The sequence below is a fragment of the Micromonospora sp. NPDC023888 genome, from assembly GCF_040639415.1.
Taxonomy (GTDB): domain Bacteria; phylum Actinomycetota; class Actinomycetes; order Mycobacteriales; family Micromonosporaceae; genus Micromonospora.
Map to the genome: position 1 here is coordinate 128,913 of NZ_JBEZZW010000010.1, position 18,720 is coordinate 147,632.

Genomic DNA, 18,720 nt, shown 5'->3' on the forward strand with positions numbered 1-18,720 from the left:
TCTTGTGCCCCCTGTGTGCCCCGCACCGTTAGGAGTGGGCGGCGGTGGATCAGGCTGCCCGACTGCGCTCAACTGGGCGCGCCGAGCCCGCAGCTTCGGGCGAGTCGAGGTGCTTGTGCAGGCGATGCGAGCCGGAATCAACTCTAGGCCGGCGATCTGCTCCTCGGACACGACAGACAGGCCCCCACCTACCGCCGCAGACTACATCGATGACAGTACACTCGTCCTTTCGGAGGTCAACGGCGGTTCCTGGGGGTGAGATTGAAGGAGCATCGTAGTTTCGTGCGGCTAGCTTGGCGAGATATTGCAATCTCCGCTATCGTTTTTTGCGCAGCCCTGTTAGCAGTCCTGTCGGTAGTATCCACCGTAAAAGATGCGGACACCCTGTCCGTCGTGGCATTGGCTCTGGCAGTAATCGCATTCGTTGCTCAAATCATCATGTTTATCGTTCAGGCCGCAGCAGCGAATGACCAACAGGAGAAGGCTCAAGAAGTTTACGCACAGACGATGAGAGCCCTGACGCTTATCGAAGAAAAAATGGAGGGTACGCGACAGACCGTCCACACCATGAGCGAGAAACTTTTGACGCGCGTCCTTGGCGGAATGCCTGAGCCCGTAGCGAAGGAGGCGCTGGCGCTTGAAATTGAGAATTCTGCTCATCAGGCGTCCTCCTCTCGACTTCCGCAGCAGCGCCTCGCATACCCACCTTCAACAGGGGATGGCGACCTTAGTGGCAGCTCTTACGAGCTTCCATACTTGCCGCCCACTGCCAGCAGGGAGGCAGATCCTGAAATCGTTCGGATGATGCGTGAATTCCCAACCGGCGCAGACCTGGAATCGGCGCGATCTGCTCTAGCTGACGCCACGGTGCGCGAGGGCCACTACTTGTCCATGCTCGCGGACGATGAAATTAGGAGCCGGCAGCCGGGGTTCAAGTTTGGAGCCGGGCTATCTATCCTGCCGACGAGTAAAGAGCTATTTCAAAGAGGCCTCGTGCGCCAGGTACGGCTGCCGCACAACCCGAATAAGACAGTTTTTCTACTGACGAAAGAGGGCCGGAACGCGGCGCGAATCTTTACTGCGAGGGGAAGACCGCCATCCGGTTTTCCACAAGACCTTCTCGAACTGATTGAAAAGGTAGCCGATTACCAAAAGGAGATAAACGATCGGATAAATAGTCCTGATCCTAACGTCCCCGTCGATGATGCGTAGGAACCTTGCAGCCGTCCCGACGCTATTCGGACGTCTTCCATTGACCCCGCCGACGCGGGAGCTGTCGCAGTCTGGGTTCGGCGGCGTAGCCCTCGGACCTGGATCGTGCCGCATCCGGTCGCCTTGGTCGAGATACCCACCACCCGCCGCCTCTTTTACTGACGCGCCGAGGCAGATGCGACCGTTGCTGCGCCAGCATCAGCACCAGCCCGGCTTCCCGCTGCCAAGTCATCGCGCGCAAGGGCGGTCCCTGGCCCATCCGCCCACGCCCGTCGGGCCTCTGCCACGTCCACGGCTCAGCGGTGCAGTGCGGTGCCTGAAGGAAGAATGGCCAGTGCTGCGGTAACGCCGCTGGCGGCGGGCCGATGCGCCGCCCACCAGAACAGCCCCATTTACGCCAGCGCAGCAACCCTGCTCAACCCGGCGACCCACCCCACCATCCTCACTGTCTGCCGTCGACCCGCCCTGCTGGGGAGCGGGCCGCCGCCCGGCCCGCCTCGTCAAGACGGCCTTGACGCACGGTTGGACGCTGGCGGGTCGGGCGGCGGTCTGCTCGGCTCGCCCGGGTCGCCGGATGGCGGGATGTCCAGCCGGCGCCGCCGGCAAGCCCCAGACCGGTGGCAGGGTCGGCTGACGTCTCGCCGACCGCCGGGGTGGGCGTGGTGTCGCCGTCGATGAGCCGCCTGATGGCTGGCATGGTGGACGAGCTCAACCGACGATGTCCACGACCACCTTGCCGTTGGCGCTGCCGCTGGCGACCAGCCGGTGGGCGTCCATGACCGTGTCGAGCGTGAACGTGCGTGGGTCCAGTCGCGGGCGCATGGCCCCGGCTTCGGCAAGCGCCGCGACCTCGCGCAGAATCTCACAGTGGTGTTCACGACCGCGCCCGGTCAGCATCGGCAGCAGCGTGAACACCCCGGAATAGGTGGCTCCCCGGAACGACAGCGGGGCGAGCGAGTGCGTTCCCCAACCCAACGCGCTGACCACGTGTCCGTAATAGGTGCGCACCGCAGCGAACGACGCGTCGAGGGTGGAGCCGCCCACGTTGTCGGCGATGATGTCGAACCCCTCGCCCCCGGTGTACGTCTGCACGTACTCCTCGACGCTCGTCGAGGTGTAGTCGATCGGCACCGCGCCCAGGCTCTCGATCAGCGGCATGCTCGCCGGCCCGCCCGTGGCGTACGCCTCGGCGCCGCACGCCTGGGCGAGTTGGACGCTCACGTATCCGACACCACCGGCGCCGCCGTGCACCAGCACCTTCTGCCCGGCTCGGACTCCGGCCCGGTCGACGAGCCCCTCCCAGGCGGTGATCGCCGCCAGGGGCAACGCGGCGGCCTCCCGCATCGAGAGTGTGTTCGGCTTGCGGGCCAGGAGCCGGGCGTCCACGGCGGCGTACTCGGCGAGCGAACCCTGGAGGTCGCCCACGCCCCCGCACAGCCCGTACACCTCGTCCCCCGGCGCGAAGTCGGTCACCTCCGCGCCGACCGCCGCGACGACGCCGGCAACGTCCAGGCCGAGCACCGCGGGAAGCTGGATGCGCGCGTGCGCGGCCTTTCCCGCCTGGATCTTCGTGTCGAGCGGGTTGACCCCGCTGGCGACGATCCGCACCAGCACCTGCCCGCGCTCGGGGGTGGGTTGAGCGATCTCCTCGACTGTCAGCGGAACGTCGAACTCCCGCAGCACCGCAGCGCGCATACCATCCACACTCTCCGTGATCGAGGGGGCTTCAGGTGGACGCTATCCGACCAGATCGACGGCGGGGCGGCTTCCGCGGACCGGCCCGCGCCGCATCGGGCGGACCGAGGCGCGCCTCAGCCGTCGTCGGCACCGTCGAGCAGCGCGCGTCGCAGCGCCAGCCGGTGCTCCCGGCGGATCTCCGCCTCCCGGTAGCGACGCCGGTCCCCGTCCGTCTCCGGCAGCAGCGGTGGCACGGTACGAGGCTGGCCGTCGTCGTCGATGGCGACCATGACCAGGTGCGCGGTTGCCACGTCGGTGGGCGGCACCGCCCGGTCCCACCGGTCGGCGGTCACCTTGACGGCCACCTCCATCGAGCTGCGCCCGGCCCAGGTGATCCGGGCGTCGACGTGCACGACGTCACCGACCCGCACCGCGCGGAGGAACGCCGTCTCGTCGATCGCGGCGGTCACCGCCGGGCCGTCGGAGTGCCGGGCGGCGACCACACCGGCGACGGAGTCGATGAGGTTGAGGATCCGGCCGCCGTGCACCGTACCCATCAGGTTGGTGTGGTGCTGGTCCATGATCTGCGAAAGGGTCAGGTGCGACGCCGACGGCGCGCGGCCGGCGATCGTGGTGGTGTCGTGCACAGCGGTAGTCCGTCCCTCGGGAAACCACACCGCCGGGTCGCGGACACACGCTGACGAGGACGTGGCCGCGCACGCACGGCCCGTCACCCGCTCAGCCCACCCGCGAGGCCGACGGCAGCGCACACGGTTGTGTACGCGGCGCCGGCAGGTCTTCGGACTCGCGGGCCTGACCGGTCGTGCCGGTCCCCTACTGGCCGTCGCTTCCCGGGCCGTTGGCCCAGTGCTGATGACGGCTGTCGTTCCCACTCACCGCTGCGGGGCAGCCCCGGATTTTCACCGGGTTCCCTCTTACGACGCCCCGCCGGTCACGACGGGGCGAACCAGCGCCGCCGGCGAGCATAGCTGGCCAGGGAATCTGTCCGCCCGGGGCGTCCTGCTGCGGTGGCGTACGGCGTCATCGTCAACTTTTGTCAATCGAGGAAGAAGATCGCCACCTCTTGAAAAAAGTCTCGCGGCGGTGAGGATATCCAGATGCGTCGTCTCCCCCAGACTTGCGGGCGGGTGGTCTCGGGCCTCCTCGCGTTCCTCCTCGCCTCGGCGGTCGCCCTCCTCGCGTCCGCCCAACCCGCCGCAGCTCACGGGACTCTTGCCATGTCCACACCGGCGAGCGGCGCCACGGTGCGCGAGCCGTTGACGGAGGTGCGGCTCTACTTCACCGAGAAGGCCGCCGCCAACGCGTTCTTCACGATCACCGCCCCGGGCGGCACCCGGGTCGACAACGGCTGGTCGCAGGGGGAACCGAAGCCCCTGGAGAAGCCGGTACGGGAGTACTTCCTGGTCAACGGGCAGTTCGAGCCACGGGAGTACACGACGGGGTTCCCTGCGGTGGTGACCGTCGCCCACCTGCCCGCCAAGGGCCAGTATTCGGTGAGCTACCTGTCGCTCGCCTCGGACGGCGACGCCGTACGGGGCACCCTGACCTTCCGCTACGACGGGCGGGTGACGGCGGCGCCACAGGGGTGGACCCCGCCGTCGACCCAACCGGACCCGGCGCTGGTCGCCGCCGCCGAGCAGCACGGCACGTCCGGGCAGGCCTCCGCGGTGCCGACCACTGCGGACGATCCGTCGACCCCGCCGGCTGCGGCGGGCCCGTCGACCGGGTCGACCGAGGAGAGCGGATCCGGAGCACCGGCCTGGGCCGGCTGGGCGGTGGCGATCGTGGCGGCCGGGGCGGTGGCCGGGTTCGTCGTCTGGCGTCGCCGATCGGCATCCACCGGCCGGGGCCGCACCTCGCCGGCGACCTCCGGTCGACGCGGCGGTGGCGGCCGTTCCACGAACAAGGCCGGCGCGGGCAGGAGCGTCGGGAGCAAGGCCGCCGGGGACAGGACCGTCGGGGGCAAGGCCGGCGCGGGCAAGACCGCCGGTGGCAAGCGGCGGCCCGCCACCGTGCCGGCGGCGCGAAAGGGCAACACGGTCGTCACGGCCCGCACGGGCGTCGCGGTCGAGCCGACGCCGACCGATCAGGTGGCGGAGGCCGTCACCAGCACGGACGGCGAGCCGACGACCGGCCCCGGAGCACTGCCCGACCCGGACCGCGCCGCCGCGACGTCCGGATCCCGGCTGAGCAACACCCAGCTGGCGCTGTTCGTCGGCGGGCTGGTGATCGCTCTGCTGGCCGGGTTCGGGCTGGCCCGCATCGGGACCGGCGACGAGAACCCGGCGAACCGCGACGCCCGACAGCCCGCGGGCGGTCCGCCCGCCTCGGGGCAGGTGGGCTCCGCGACCGACGGGCACCAACACCCGGCGGGCACCGGGCCGCACACGCATCGCGGTGACGCCGCTACGGGCGAGACGCTGGCGACCGGGACGACGGTCAGCGCCGGCGGGTACACCCTGCAACCGCTGGAGCGGTCCCAACCGCCCGGGGTACGCGCCGACTACCGCTTCCGCATCGTCGGGACCGACAGGCAGCCGGCGACCCGCTTCGCTGTCGTCCACGAGAAGCCGTTGCACCTGATCGTGGTCGGCCGTGACCTGTCCGGCTACCAGCACCTGCATCCGACGATGGCGTCCGACGGCACCTGGAGCGTCCCCCTGACGCTGGCCCGGCCCGGCGGTTACCGCGTCTACGCCGACTTCTCCGTCACCGCGACCAACGGCGCGCAGCTTCCTCTCGTGCTGGGCGTGGACCACACCGTGCCCGGCGCGCACACCCCGACGGCGCTGCCGCCGGTGCAGGCCCAGGCGACGGCCGGGCCGTACACGGTGTCGATGAACGGCACCCCGACGGTGGGGGTGACGGCGCCGATGCACTTCCAGGTCAGCGCCGACCCGACCGTACCGGTGCGGTTGGAGCCGTACCTGGGCGCGTACGGGCACCTGGTCGTCGTCCGCGAGGGCGACCTCGGGTACGTGCACGTCCACCCCGAGCCGGAGCTGGTCGACGGGTCGGTCAAGTTCTGGCTGACCGCCCCGAGTTCGGGCCGGTACCGGGCGTTCTTCGACTTCCAGGTCGGCGGCAAGGTGCACACCGCGGAGTTCACGATCAACGTGCCCTGAGACCGGAACTTTCTCCCCGCTGCGGCCGACCATCCAGCCAGCAGCAATCATCGGAGGAAGAACACATGCGCACCACCAGCCCGCTCGGTTCACACCGCTCGGCCACCGTCCTCGCCGCCGCGATCCTGGCGCTGGGCGCCGCCGGTTGCGACTCGTCCGACGCTTCGTCGGCGGCGCAGCCAGGCCCGTCCGCGTCGGTCTCGGCCAACTCGGACGCCGGTGTGCTCGGCGTTCGGGACCCGTGGGTGAAGGCGGCCGACAAGGGAATGACGGCGGCCTTCGGGACCCTGGTCAACGACGGCGACAGCGATGTCACGGTGACAAGCGCCACGACCTCGGTGTCGCCGATGGAGCTGCACGAGATGGCCATGGAGGACGGCAAGATGGTCATGCGGCCGAAGCAGGGCGGCATCGTGATCAAGGCCAAGGGCACGCACGCGTTGGAGCCCGGTGGCGACCACCTGATGCTGATGAACCTCACCAAGCCCGTTCAGGCCGGCGACGAGTTGACAGTCACCCTGACCTTCGCCGACGGTCGGACCCAGCAGTTCCGCGCGGTGGCCAAGCCGTTCACCGGCGCGCAGGAGAGCTACGCCCCCGGCCACGGGGAGCCCATGCCCGGCACGAGCGCGACGCCGGGGATGAGCATGAGTCCGGCATCGTGACCGGGACGTCGCCCGTCCGGCCGGTGAGCAGGCGTGGCCTGCTCACCGGCGGGGCTCTCGCCGCCGGCGGCGCCGTGGCCGGCGGGACCGCGATCGCCGTGACCCGCGCCGGGAAGGCCGAGCCATCGTCGGTGACCGCCGTCGACACGACGCTGGCGGCGAGCGTGGGCGGCCTGGTCGAGCCGTTCCACGGTGCCCGGCAGGCCGGGGTCGCCACCGAACCGCAGGCGCACGCGGCGTTCGTCGCGTTGACCCTGCGGGCCGGCACCGACCGGGCCGCGCTGGGTCGGATGCTGCGGCTGCTCACCGACGACGCGGCCCGGCTCACCCAGGGTCAACCCGCGCTTGCCGACACCGAGGCCGAACTCGGGCTGCTGCCGGCACGGCTGACCGTGACCTTCGGCTTCGGGCCCGGCCTGTACCGGGCCGCAGGTGTCGACGATCGGCGGCCGGCCTCGGTCGGCGACCTGCCCTCGTTCCGCGTCGACCGGCTCCAACCGGCCTGGTCCGGCGGTGACCTGCTGGTGCAGATCTGCGCGGACGACGCGGTCACCGTCGCCCACGCCCAACGGGTCCTGATCAAGGACAGTCGGCCCTTCGCCACCGTCCGGTGGGTCCAGCGGGGTTTCCGGCGCAGCCCGGGCGTCGAGCCGGGCGGCCACACGCAGCGCAACCTGTTCGGCCAACTCGACGGCACGGCAAACCCCCGGCCCGGCATCCCGTTGGACACCGCCCTCTGGGTGCCGGACGGCCCGGCGTGGCTGCGCGACAGCACCACGGTGGTGGTGCGGCGCATCAGCATGAACATGGAGACCTGGGACCTGCTCGGCCGCGCCGACCGCGAACTCGCCATCGGGCGGCGGCTCGACACCGGCGCACCCCTCACCGGCACCGCCGAACACGACGAGCCCGACTTCGCCGCCACCGGCCCCGACGGGCTCACCGTCATCCCCGACTTCTCCCACCTCACCCGTGCCCGGGTCACCGACGACCGGCTGAAGATCCTGCGCCGGCCCTACAACTACGACGGTGTGCCGACAGCCGAGGGTCACGCCGACAGCGGGTTGATCTTCACCTCGTACCAGGCCGACGTCGCCCGGCAGTTCCTGCCCATCCAACGCCGGCTGGCCGAGCGGGACCTGCTCAACGAATGGACCACGCCGATCGGGTCCGCCGTGTTCGCCATCCCACCGGGATGCCCGCCGGGTGGCTGGATCGGCGAGCAGGTGCTCGGATGACCACCGGAGAGGCCGCCGTGCCCGGGCCGCCGCCCCGCCCCACCGCCGTCCGGCTCGGCGCGGCGGTGCTCGCCGTCCTCGTGGCGCTGCTCGTCCCGGCCGCCCCGGCCTGGGCGCACAACTCGCTCAGGTCGTCGACGCCGGCTCGGGACGCGACCCTGTCGAGCGCGCCGACCGAGATCGCCCTGGAATTCATGCAGCGGCTCGACCCCACGTTCACCACTATCGTGCTCACCGACGCCGCCAGGCGGAAGCTCGCCACCGGCGAGCCGGTGGTCGCCGGGGCCACGAGCACGGTCGAGGTGACCGACACACTGCCCAACGGCAGGTACACGGTCGCCTACCGGGTCGTCTCCGCCGACGGGCACCCGGTTCAGGGGTCGTACCCGTTCACCGTGGCCGACCCGGCGTCCAGCGCCGCGCCGGTCGCCGACGCCGGTACGTCGGCGGCCACCCCGTCCGCCGCCGCAGTGGTGGAGACCGCCGGCGGCCCGGGTGCCGGCGTACTCGTCGCGGGTGCCGCGCTGGCCGGCCTCGTCGTGGTGGCGGCCGGGCTGCGGTGGCGGCGGGCCGCCCGTCGCTGACCCGACCCGCTCTCGCGCGGTCGCGTCACCTCATCACGTCACCAGCGGATTCGACCGTCCCCAGTTCCTGGGAACCGGCGGCGTCGGTGACCCGACTACCAGACAAGGGCCGACGCGACACACCACCGGGCGACCAGACCAGTACGGGAGATGCCTTCGGGTGCTTCCCGACTCTTCCGATCGGATCACCATGTCTCTCACCGAGTTGTCCGGCACGTCGACGCCGGAGCCGTCCACACCCGAGAAACCCGCCCGGCCGCCCCGACGCCCGTCACCGTTCGGCGCGCTGCTGCTGCGGCTGCACTTCTACGCCGGCATTCTCGTCGCCCCGTTCCTGGTGGTCGCCGCGCTGACCGGGCTCGCCTACACCACGACCCCGCAACTCGACTCGCTCCTCTACGGGGACAAGTTGACAGTCGCCCAGGTGGGTGAGCGTCAGCTCCCGTTGGCCGAGCAGGTCGGGGCCGCACGCAACGCGCACCCCGCCGGCACCATCGCCGCCGTGCAGCCCGGCGACGGCGACCGGAGCACCCGGGTGGTGTTCTCCCTGCCGGAACTCGGCGAGAAGCAGCACACCGTCTACATCAACCCGTACACCGCCGGGTCGCAGGGGCAGCTCACCACCTGGTTCGGTTCCACGCCGGCCGCGACGTGGCTTGACGACCTGCACCGCCACCTGCACCTGGGCACGGTGGGCGAGCACTATTCGGAGCTGGCCGCGAGCTGGCTGTGGGTGATGGCGCTCGGCGGGGTCGTCCTCTGGTGGCGTCGGCGCAGCGCCGCCCGAGCCACCGCCCGGCACCTGCTCGTGCCGGACCTGTCCACGGGTAGGGGCGTTCGCCGTACCCGGGGTTGGCACGCCACCACAGGTGTCTGGCTCACCGTCGGCCTGCTCTTCCTGTCGGCCACCGGCCTGACCTGGTCCCGCTACGCGGGCGCGAACTTCACCTCCGGTCTCGACGCGCTCAACGCCCGCACGCCGGAGATCTCCACGAGCCTCGCCGCCGTGCCCGTCGAGCCTGCCGGTGGTCACCACCACGGTGACGCCGGGGAGGGCGGGACAGTCGAGTCGGCGGCCTTCGACCGGGTGCTGACAGTCGCCCGCGACGCGGGACTCTCCGGGCCGGTCGAGATCGTCCCCGCAGCGGAGCCGGGCTTCGCCTGGACCGTCACGCAGACCGACAACACCTGGCCGGTCGCCAAGGACCGCATCGCCGTCGACCCGGCCGCCAGCACTGTCACCGCCCGCAGCGACTTCGCCGACTGGCCCCTGCTGGCCCAGCTCAGCGGCCTCGGCATCCAGGCCCACATGGGCCTGCTCTTCGGCCTGGTCAACCAGATCCTGCTCGCCGCGCTCGCCCTCGGGCTGCTCTGCGTCATCGTCTGGGGCTACCGCATGTGGTGGCAACGCCGACCCACCCGCACCGACCGACGCGCCCTCGCCGGCACCCCGCCGGCCCGTGGCGGCGTACGCGGCCTGCCGCTCTGGGCACTGCTGATCGGCGTACCGGTGACCGTGGCGATCGGCTGGGCGCTCCCCCTGTTCGGGCTCACCCTGCTCGCCTTCCTCGTCGTCGACGTCGTCGCCGGCGCGGTGTCCCGACGCCGACGACCTGCCCAGGCGCCCACCTCGCCGGCACCCGTCGGGAGGTGATCCGCCGCCCCGTGCGGACGGGGCACCGGATCAGATCACCACCTGTTTGGTGGTCGGCAACTCGTCGACCATCGACTTCTGCACGTTTATCGTGTCCGCGATGACCTCGTGGGGCGTGTTGGCCATCCACTGCATCACCGAGATGTCCTCGAAGCGGGGATGCCGGAACATCTCCAGGAACACCAACGGCTCGTCACCGGTGTTCTCGATGTAGTGGCCGTACGCGAACGGCACGTAGCCCACGTCGCCGGCCTGGAAGTCGAACGTCCGGGCGGCGGCCTGCGCCGCGAAGACGCCCATCCGACCGGTCCCGGAGATGTAGTACTGCCACTCGTCGGTGGTCGGATGCCAGTGCAGCTCGCGCAACCCACCGGGCTCGACCTCGACGAGCGCGGCAGCGGTGGTCACGGACGCCGCGAAGTTCGTCGAGTCGGTGACCCGGACCGTTCCGCCGCGGAAACGCTGCGGCGTCTGTGCGGTCATCCGGTGCTTGAAACTGCGCGGGATGTCGCCGGTGGGGCTGATCACCCGGTCCTGTTGCAGGGGCGGTGGGACGTCGCCCTGGAAGATGTACTTCTCCCGCTCGGGCAGGTTCTCCATCTGCGCCATCGTCCAACCGAAGTTCTTGGCGAGGACGTGCCGGGGCGTGTGGGCGAAGAAGTCGCTGAGCAGGAACGTGTTGTTCTCCGAGAAGGCGCCGTCGTCGAAGACCAGGAGGAACTGGGCGCCGTCGGCGAGCGCCTGGATGTTGTGCGGCACGCCCTGCGGAAAGAACCACAGATCACCGGCCTTGACGTCCTCGATGAAGTTGCGTCCCTCGTGGTCGACGGCGGTGATCCGGCAACTGCCGCTGAGCATGTACGCCCACTCCGACTGCTGATGCCAGTGGATCTCCCGGTACGCGCCCGGCTCCAGTCCGAACTGGACACCTGACAACTGCGTGGCGATGGGCAGGTCGCGACTGGTGACCTCGCGGGTCCAGCCGCCCTTCTCCACCCGGGTGTGCGCCTGGGAGAACGAGAACTTGAGGTTGGGCACCAACCGGCTGTCGGTGGTGGGCGGCACCAGCAGATCGGGGTTCTGCCGCTCGACCTCGACGTTACGGCCCGCGAAGGGCGGGGCCCCCTGGTCGCCGCGGCGCGGCTCCGGATCGCTGTTCGCCATGATCGCTGTCTCCTTACTCCGGTTGGCCCGGACTGGGCGCGGGAAGGGATCCACCTCGCGGGCGTAACCGGTACGGCAGCCCCAGGAAGGCGCGCACCGCCGGCCAGCCGTACGTCACAGCGATCGCGGCGGGAACCGCTGCCGCGGTCGCCACCAGCACCAGGCGGGTCCACGGCGGAGCGTGTCCACCCGCCCCGGTGCTGGCGAAGAGGACGAGAGCCAGCATGACGACCCGGAGTCGGTACCGGCCGGGAAGCTGGGTCGATGGGGTCATACCCTCGATGATCGGGGTCCAGCCACCGCCGTCACATCCCGTGATCGCGCCATTACCGCAGGTCAGATAGGGGACGGCGTGGACCATCAAGCGCAATCGGGTCGGTTCGTCGATCTGGTCGCCCGCTCCGGACGCCGTGGCTAGGCTCGGTCGCAGGACGGCATTTCGACGCGCCGGGTAACCACCGGGGAGAACGCCATTGTCCAAATCATCCCTCGACGCCGGCACGTTCCCGGCTGACGACTCCGCCGACGCCGAGCAACGACGGCATGCCGTGTTCGCCGCGGCGGACACGCTCCGGCTCGCCGGGCACGGGACGGAGTCGCTGCGCATCCTGGCGGCGGAGCTCGCCGGGCACCGGCACGGCGACCGTCACCGGGTCCAGGTGCTCGGGCACCTGGCACAGATCGCGGCACGGGAGCAGCCGTCGGTCGCCCTCGCCGGCCTCCGGGAGGCGCTCGACCAGGGCCTGGACGACCGGAGCCGGAGCACTCTGCTCGCCCTGGTCGCCGCGACCGCCGCGCGCACCGGCCACCCCGACGCCGATGCCCTGCTCCGGGACGCGGGCACCGCGCACGCCGCGGCGGGTGACCATTCCTCCGCTCGCCACCTGGCTCTCGGTCGGGCGGCGCGCTCGCTGTCGCACGGCGATCTACCGGGTGCCGACGCGGTGCTGGCGGCCCTGGACCCGGACGCCTCGGTGGCACGACCTGACGCCACGGCCATCCGCGCCGAACGGGTCCTGGTGCACCTCGGCCTGGGCCGCCACCAGGACGCGCGGAGCGCGACGGCGGCGGACGAGACGACAGCGCCCGGCACCCCGGTGAGCGGCCGACTGACCGCGCTGGACTGCCTGCGGATGGTTGCGGTGGGAGAGCTGCCCGAAGCGGGCGCGCTGGCTGTCACGACGCTCGGGGCGGGCTCGACGGACCTCAGCCCGGAGGCGCGTGCCCTGCTGATCGCGGTGATCGCCGAGGTTCGCTACCGCCGTGGCGAACACGACGCGGCCCGCGCCGTCCTGCGGGCGTGCCTGCGGGAGAGACGATGGCCCGACAGTACGACGTGGACGCCGGCGTTCTGTGTCGCGGTCCGCGACCCCGCGTTCCGCGAGCCGGCGCGTCTGCTCGACAGAGTGGTCTCCGACTTGCACCGGTCGGTTCGGTCGCTGTTGCCCGTGCCGCAGTTCGGCCCGCGACTGGTGCGCGCGGCCATGGTCGTTGGCGACACCCAGGCGGCCCGGCGGGTCACCGAACTGGTCGAGTTGGTCGCCACCCGCACCCCGGTCCCGCTGTGGCACGCGCTTGCCGCGCAGACCAGGGGTCTGTTCGATCGCGACCCGGACGCGCTGCGGTCGGCTGTCGACGGGCTGCGGACGACCGCCGCCCGGCCGGCACTCGCCGACGCGTTGCTCGACCTCGCGAACAGCCCCCGACTGCGCGCGACCGAGGCGTGGGACGCCGCGCACGAGGCGGCTGCCCTCTACGCCCGCATCGGCGCGCCGGGCGACCAGGCGACCGCCGACCGGCGTTGCGCCGAGCTCGCGGCCACCCCGCGCCGTCGGTCGTCGATCGACGAGCCGCCGCGCACGGGCATCGAGGCGCTCACGCCCGCCGAGGAGCGGGTGGCCGAGATGCTCGCCACCGGCGCCACCAAGAAGGAGGCGGCCGGGCACCTCTTCGTCTCCTTCCACACGGTGGACACCCAGCTCCGGTCCATCTACCACAAGCTGGGTATCCACAACCGGATGCAGCTGGTGCGAGCCTGGGACCGGTACAAGTCGATAATCAGCTGATGACCGAACAATCCGACCTGACCCCGTTCGCCGAGGGCGTGGAGTGCGAATTCATGTACTCCTACGTGTCGCAGGTGCCCGAGCCCGCGTACACCGATCTCGGTATCGCGACCACGCGCATCGGCGGCGGTGTCGCCCTCGCCATGCGCAACGACCCCTCCAGTGGTTACTGGAGCAAGGCGCTCGGCTTCGGCATCACCGAGCCGTTCACCGCACGGACCCTGGATCGCGTCCTCGACTTCTACCGGGAGCAGGGCGTCGCTCAGGCCGTCCTCCAGCTTCTTCCGTCGGTGCTGCCCGCAGGCTTCGACGAGATCGCCGCGGCTCGCGGGCTCGAAGCGGGGAGCACCTGGGTCAAGCTCGCCGCCCGGCCCGGTGACGTCGCTGCGGCCCCGACCCGCCTGCGCGTCGGCCCGGTGCCGGCGGCCGAGGCGGAGCGCTGGGCGAACGTGCTGCTGTCCGGCTTCGGCATGCCGGCCGGTGGGCTCACCGACATGCTGACGGCGACCGTGGGCGAACCGGCCTGGAGACCGTACGCGGCGTGGGACGGCGCGGAGCTCGTGGCGGGCGGCAACCTGTTCCTGCACGACGAGACCGCCTCACTCAACGCCGCCGCGACGGCACCTGGTCACCGCGGCCTCGGTGCGCAGTCGGCGTTGATCGCCGCCCGCGCCCGAGCCGCGACCGAGGCCGGATGCCGGTGGCTGTTCGCCGAGACCGGAAAGCCCGCACCCGGCACGCAGAACCCGTCGCTGACCAACCTGCGCCGGGCCGGGCTGGTGCCGCTCTACGAGCGCCGCAACTGGCTCTGGCGGCCAGCTCCCTGACCCCGCCGTCACTTCTCGCTGTCGAGCAGGTCCATCATCGGTGCCGCGTACCGCTGGCCGGAGGCGGCGCCGGCCGGCACGGCACGCTCGATCTCGTCCAGTGCCTCCCGGTCCAGCACCAGGTCGGCCGCCACCAGCGACTCGGTCAGCCGGTCCCGCCGCCGCGCGCCGACAAGCGGCACGATCTGCTCGCCCTGCGCCGCCACCCAGGCGATCGCCACCTGGCTCGTGGTCGCTCCCAGCCGCTGCGCGACCCGGCCCAGCGCGTCCACGAGGCGTAGGTTCGCGGTCAGGTGCTCGCCCTGGAAACGCGGGCTGTTCGCCCGGAAGTCGGTGCCGGTCAGCTCGCGGTCGGCCGACCAGTGCCCGCTCAGCAGACCTCGGGACAGCACCCCGTAGGCGGTCAGGCCGATGCCCAGCTCGCGCAGCGCCGGGAGGATCGCGGCCTCGGGGCCACGGGACAGCAGCGAGTACTCGATCTGGACGTCACTGATCGGCGCGACGGCCGCCGCCCGGCGGATGGTGTCCGCGCCCACCTCGGAGAGCCCGATGTGCCGGATGTAGCCGGCCTGCCGCATCTCCAGCAGCGCGCCAACTGTCTCCTCGATCGGCACCTGCGGGTTCAGCCGGGAGGGCCGGTAGATGTCGATGTGGTCGGTGCCCAACCGGCGCAGCGAGTACGCCAACCGGTCCTTCACCGCCGCCGCCGACACGTCGTACGGTGCCGCCTGGAACGCGCCGTCGGGTGTCCGGCGCGCACCGAACTTCACGCTGAGCACCACCTCGTCCCGACGGCGTTCGCGCAGCACCCGACCGATGAGCATCTCGTTGTGGCCCGAGCCGTAGAAGTCACCGGTGTCGACCAGGTTGACGCCGGCGTCGATGGCCGCGTGCAGCGTCGCCACGCTCTCCGCCTCGTCGGACGGTCCGTACAGGTCCGACATGCCCATCGCGCCCAGCCCGATGATCGACACCTCCGGCCCGGAGGCACCCAGCCGTCGCCGTGGTAGAGCCGTCATGTTCCTCGTCTCCTTCGGTCGCCGTCGCGGCGCGTCCCGAGGGGCGGGCACCGCTGTGTACGCTGTGTCCATATAACCATTTTGTAGACACGCCGTCCATATAACCGGGAGGACCAGTGGCCCAGCTCACGCCGGACGCCCCCACGCCACCGCGCCGGGGTCGCGGCCGTCGCCCCGCCGACCAGGTACGCGCGGAGATCCTCACGGCGGCCGGCGCTCTCCTGCTGGCCGAGGGCATGGCCGGCTTCACCATCGAGAAGGTCGCGGCCCAGGCCGGGGCCAGCCGGATGACGATCTACAAGTGGTGGCCGTCCAGGGGGGCGCTCGCCCTGGACGGCTACTTCACAGTCGTCGCGCCCACGTTGGCCTTCCCCGACACCGCGGACATCGTCGCCGACCTGACCAACCAGCTCGTCGCCTTCGTCCACCTCGTGCGGGACACCTCCGCCGGGCGGGTCATCAGCCAACTCATCGGCCAGGCGCAGACCGACCCGGAACTGGCCGCCGCCTACCGGGAGCGCTACTCCGGCCCCCGCCGCGCGCTGGCCGTCCAGACCCTCACCAGAGCCATGGCCCGGGGGCAGCTACGCGCCGACATCGACGCGGAATCCGTCGTCGACCAGCTCTGGGGCGCCTGCTACCACCGGCTCCTGGTCCCCGACCTGCCGCTGACCGAGGACTTCGCCCGCACCCTCGTCGACAACCTCGTACGCGGGCTGCGCTGACGGGCCGGCGGTCACCGCACCGGGCCGCGCCAGGGATCGGCCGGGCCCTGCGGACGGTCGCCGCGCAGGGTGATGCGATGGACGACCCGCCGCGCGCCGCCGTAGTCACGGTTGGCGTAGTGGGCGGTGCTGCGGTTGTCCCACATCGCCACGTCACCGGGGCGCCACCGGTGTCGCACCAGGTGCTCCGGCTTGGTGAGGTGTGCGTAGAGCAGGTCCAGGATCGCCCGGCTCTCGGCCTCCGACACTCCGACGATGTGTGAGGTGAAGCCGGGGTTGACGAAGATGCCCCGGCGCCCGGTCTCCGGATGTACGCGCACCACCGGGTGCTCCACCGGGTCCAGCCGGGTGACCACCTCGCCGTCCCACACGCTCCCCCGACCACCACGGCGTTGGGCGAGGTAGTAGCCGAACTCGCGGTTGCCGTCGTGCACGGCCACCAACGTGTCGACAAGCCGACGCACCGGCTCGGCCAGCGAGTCGTACGCGAGTTGACTGTCCGCCCAGGTCGTGTCGCCACCGCTGGGCGGCAGCGTCACCGCGCGCAGGATCGAACCGAGGGGTGGACGGGCAACGAACGTGACGTCGGTGTGCCACACGTCCGCGAAGCCGTTGTCGGCACTGTCCAGGGCGTACACCTCGGGGTGGCTCTCGTCCACCCCGCCGACCACGGGGTGGGAGGCGGTCAGCTCGCCGAGCCGGCGGCCGAGGCGTACCTGGCCGTCGTCGTCGAGGCGCTGGTCGGCGAAGAACAGCACCTTGCGGTCCACGAGCGCGGCCCGCACCGCCGCGAGTTCGTCATCCGTCGCGTCGTGCAGGTCGAGGCCACGCACCTCGGCACCGAAGTGCGGCCCGAGTGGTTCCACTGTCAGGTTCACGAGCGTGTCGGTCACGGGGGTGCCCTTTCGATCAGGCGGCTGCGGCACGTACGGCGTGGCCAATCGTGGCGCGCAGGGCCGCGTACTCGGGTGAGCCGCGCAACTCGTCGGGTTCGACGCCGCTGCGCGGAAGGTCGACGTCCAGGTCGAGGGCCACCCGGCCGGGCCGGCGGGTCAGGACGATCACCCGACTGCCCAGGAAGACGGCCTCGTCCACGCTGTGCGTGACGAACACACACGTACGGCCGGTCTCGGCGCTGACCCGGCGCAGGTCTTCCTGCAACCGCTCCCGGGTGAGCGCGTCCAGGGCCGCGAACGGCTCGTCGAGCAGCAGCAACGGGTTGTCCACGGCCAGCGCCCGCGCGATGGCGACCCGCTGCTGCTGGCCGCCGGAGAGCTGCCAGGTACGGCGGTGCGCCACGTGCGGCAGGCCGACCCGGTCCAGCAGCGCGGCCACCCGGGGCGACCGCTCGGGCCGTGGCACACCTGCGTAGCGCAGCGCGAGACCGACGTTGCCACCGACCGTCTTCCACGGCAGCAGCCGCGGTTGCTGGAAGACCAGACCGGCGTTCCGCCCCGGCACCGGCGGCAGACCGGCGGCGGTCACCGTCCCGGTCGTCGGCCGTTCGAAGCCGGCGACCAGCCGCAGAAGCGTCGTCTTGCCGCACCCGGAGGCGCCCACGAGGACCAGGAAGGTGCCCGGCGGCACGCGGAGGTCGACCGGGCCGAGGGCGGTGACCGCAGCCGCCCCGGTCCCGTACGTGTGGGTGACGTCGCGGACCTCGACCGCGGCGTCAGGGTTGGAGGACACTCGGCAGGCCCTTGGTGTAGATGGCCGCCTCGAACACCGACCGGTCCGGTATCGCGTCGATCTTCTTCTGCGTCTTGAGGAAGACCGCCGCGTTGTACAGGTTGTCGGCGAGCGCACCGACCTTCTCGGGCGAGCCCAGCCACTCCGGGCTGGACAGGTCGGCGGGCTTGAGGAACACGCCCTGACTCAACTGGTGCTGGGCCGCGGCGGCGTCCAGGTTCAGTTCCCGACCAACGGCTGTCGCCGCGGCGGTCGGGTCGTTCGCGATCAGGTCGAGGGCCTTCGCCTCCGCCTTGCGCCACGCGTCGACGGCCTCGGGGTGCGCGTCGGCGAACGCGGTCGAGACCACCCCGAGGTCCAATGTGGGCTTGCCGGCGGCGGCCAGTTCGCGGCTCGTGACGAGCACTTTGCCGGTCTTCTTGAGGTCGTCGAGCGAGGGCAGCCAGGAGTACGCGGCGTCGAGGTCACCGCGGGTCCAGGCGGCGAGGATGTCCTGCGGCTCCAGGTCGACAAGGGTCACCTCGCTCTCCTTGACCCCGGCGCGCTCCAGGGCGGCGAGCAGGCTGAAGTGCGCGGTCGAGGCGAACGGGGTGCCGATCTTCTTGCCCCGCAGGTCGGTGATGGTGGCGACGCCGGCGCCCTCGCGGGCCACCAGCGCCTCGTTGTCACCGGCGACGTCGAGGACGAAGGCCACCCGGTAGGGCAGATTCAGTGGCGCGGACAGCCCCCGCGCGACCGGGCTGGAGCCGATCGCGGCGATGTCCACGCTGCCGGCCGCGAAAGCGGTGTTGATGCTCGCGCCGGAGTCGAACTTGGTCCAGGTGATCGCGTAGTCCGGCAGCGCCTCTTCCAGCAGTCGTTGGTTCTTCACGATCAGGTCGCCGCTCGGGAACGCCTGGTAGGCGAGCCGGATGCTCTTGCGCTGTGGGTCGCCGCCGCCGCTGGCGGCGCCGTTGCCGCACCCGGTGAGGGCGACGGCGGCCAGGAGCAGGGTGGCCGCGAGGAGGGTTCCGACACGTGGTCTGCGCACGGGACGTCCGTTCTGCGAGGGGGA

At 71.3% G+C, this 18,720-nt stretch carries 17 protein-coding genes and 1 riboswitch; of the genes, 9 read left to right on the forward strand and 8 right to left on the reverse strand.

The genetic code is table 11. The features are described 5' to 3' along the window. Positions 1 to 393 precede the first annotated feature (393 nt). Complete coding sequence (locus AB0F61_RS11950; RefSeq protein ID WP_357807449.1) at positions 394 to 1,212, forward strand: hypothetical protein; 819 nt, start codon at positions 394 to 396, stop codon at positions 1,210 to 1,212. A gap of 708 nt (positions 1,213 to 1,920) precedes the next feature. Here the strand turns inward: AB0F61_RS11950 and AB0F61_RS11955 are convergent. Then, entirely contained in the window at positions 1,921 to 2,907 is a 987-nt protein-coding gene (locus AB0F61_RS11955; RefSeq protein ID WP_357807452.1) for a zinc-dependent alcohol dehydrogenase family protein, read from the reverse strand. A 116-nt stretch (positions 2,908 to 3,023) separates the two neighbouring features. After that, positions 3,024 to 3,536, reverse strand: coding sequence for an acyl-CoA thioesterase (locus AB0F61_RS11960; RefSeq protein ID WP_196926077.1), 513 nt, complete (start codon positions 3,534 to 3,536; stop codon positions 3,024 to 3,026). Positions 3,537 to 3,661: 125 nt separating this feature from the next. Next, positions 3,662 to 3,876: riboswitch (cobalamin riboswitch) on the reverse strand. Between the two features lie 131 nt (positions 3,877 to 4,007). Here AB0F61_RS11960 and AB0F61_RS11965 point away from each other — a divergent pair. The 5 genes from AB0F61_RS11965 (at position 4,008) to AB0F61_RS11985 (ending at position 10,176) form a co-directional block, all read left to right on the forward strand. Then, positions 4,008 to 6,035 carry a copper resistance protein CopC gene (locus tag AB0F61_RS11965; RefSeq protein ID WP_357807455.1) on the forward strand — a complete coding sequence of 676 codons (2,028 nt, stop codon included), beginning with the start codon at positions 4,008 to 4,010 and terminating at the stop codon, positions 6,033 to 6,035. A gap of 65 nt (positions 6,036 to 6,100) precedes the next feature. Then, a complete protein-coding gene (locus AB0F61_RS11970; RefSeq protein WP_357807458.1) occupies positions 6,101 to 6,700 on the forward strand; it encodes a copper chaperone PCu(A)C in 600 nt (199 codons plus the stop codon). Then, positions 6,697 to 7,938 carry a Dyp-type peroxidase gene (locus AB0F61_RS11975; protein ID WP_357807461.1) on the forward strand — a complete coding sequence of 414 codons (1,242 nt, stop codon included), beginning with the start codon at positions 6,697 to 6,699 and terminating at the stop codon, positions 7,936 to 7,938. Before AB0F61_RS11970 ends, AB0F61_RS11975 begins: the two co-directional genes overlap by 4 nt. Further along, complete coding sequence (locus tag AB0F61_RS11980) at positions 7,935 to 8,522, forward strand: copper resistance CopC family protein (protein ID WP_357807464.1); 588 nt, start codon at positions 7,935 to 7,937, stop codon at positions 8,520 to 8,522. Before AB0F61_RS11975 ends, AB0F61_RS11980 begins: the two co-directional genes overlap by 4 nt. A 190-nt stretch (positions 8,523 to 8,712) precedes the next feature. Beyond that, complete coding sequence (locus AB0F61_RS11985) at positions 8,713 to 10,176, forward strand: PepSY domain-containing protein (RefSeq protein WP_357807467.1); 1,464 nt, start codon at positions 8,713 to 8,715, stop codon at positions 10,174 to 10,176. A gap of 30 nt (positions 10,177 to 10,206) precedes the next feature. Here the strand turns inward: AB0F61_RS11985 and AB0F61_RS11990 are convergent, their stop codons facing one another. Together AB0F61_RS11990 and AB0F61_RS11995 are read right to left on the reverse strand one after the other, a co-directional pair. Continuing rightward, positions 10,207 to 11,340 (reverse strand): cupin domain-containing protein, encoded by a 1,134-nt coding sequence (locus AB0F61_RS11990; RefSeq protein ID WP_357807470.1) that lies wholly within the window; start codon positions 11,338 to 11,340, stop codon positions 10,207 to 10,209. 13 nt (positions 11,341 to 11,353) lie between these two features. After that, positions 11,354 to 11,614: a hypothetical protein gene (locus tag AB0F61_RS11995; RefSeq protein ID WP_357807473.1), complete on the reverse strand. Its 261-nt coding sequence runs from the start codon at positions 11,612 to 11,614 to the stop codon at positions 11,354 to 11,356. A gap of 199 nt (positions 11,615 to 11,813) precedes the next feature. Here AB0F61_RS11995 and AB0F61_RS12000 point away from each other — a divergent pair, with 199 nt between their 5' ends. Together AB0F61_RS12000 and AB0F61_RS12005 are read left to right on the forward strand one after the other, a co-directional pair. Beyond that, on the forward strand, positions 11,814 to 13,406 hold the full coding sequence (locus AB0F61_RS12000; protein WP_357807475.1) for a helix-turn-helix transcriptional regulator: 1,593 nt from the start codon (positions 11,814 to 11,816) through the stop codon (positions 13,404 to 13,406). After that, on the forward strand, positions 13,406 to 14,233 hold the full coding sequence (locus AB0F61_RS12005) for a GNAT family N-acetyltransferase (protein WP_357807479.1): 828 nt from the start codon (positions 13,406 to 13,408) through the stop codon (positions 14,231 to 14,233). Before AB0F61_RS12000 ends, AB0F61_RS12005 begins: the two co-directional genes overlap by 1 nt. Positions 14,234 to 14,241: 8 nt before the next feature. Here the strand turns inward: AB0F61_RS12005 and AB0F61_RS12010 are convergent, their stop codons facing one another. Continuing rightward, entirely contained in the window at positions 14,242 to 15,252 is a 1,011-nt protein-coding gene (locus AB0F61_RS12010; RefSeq protein ID WP_357807481.1) for an aldo/keto reductase, read from the reverse strand. A gap of 116 nt (positions 15,253 to 15,368) precedes the next feature. On the opposite strand from AB0F61_RS12010, the gene AB0F61_RS12015 reads away from it, so the two are divergent. Further along, complete coding sequence (locus tag AB0F61_RS12015; RefSeq protein ID WP_357807484.1) at positions 15,369 to 15,977, forward strand: TetR-like C-terminal domain-containing protein; 609 nt, start codon at positions 15,369 to 15,371, stop codon at positions 15,975 to 15,977. Between the two features lie 11 nt (positions 15,978 to 15,988). Here AB0F61_RS12015 and AB0F61_RS12020 read toward each other — a convergent pair whose 3' ends face one another. The 3 genes from AB0F61_RS12020 to AB0F61_RS12030 are packed head-to-tail and all read right to left on the reverse strand — an operon-like array spanning position 15,989 to position 18,696. Next, entirely contained in the window at positions 15,989 to 16,870 is an 882-nt protein-coding gene (locus tag AB0F61_RS12020) for a TauD/TfdA family dioxygenase (protein ID WP_357807487.1), read from the reverse strand. A gap of 16 nt (positions 16,871 to 16,886) precedes the next feature. Continuing rightward, positions 16,887 to 17,666, reverse strand: coding sequence for an ABC transporter ATP-binding protein (locus tag AB0F61_RS12025; RefSeq protein ID WP_357807490.1), 780 nt, complete (start codon positions 17,664 to 17,666; stop codon positions 16,887 to 16,889). Beyond that, positions 17,650 to 18,696 (reverse strand): ABC transporter substrate-binding protein, encoded by a 1,047-nt coding sequence (locus AB0F61_RS12030; protein ID WP_357807493.1) that lies wholly within the window; start codon positions 18,694 to 18,696, stop codon positions 17,650 to 17,652. The genes AB0F61_RS12025 and AB0F61_RS12030 overlap by 17 nt, the downstream gene beginning before the upstream one ends. Positions 18,697 to 18,720 lie beyond the last annotated feature (24 nt).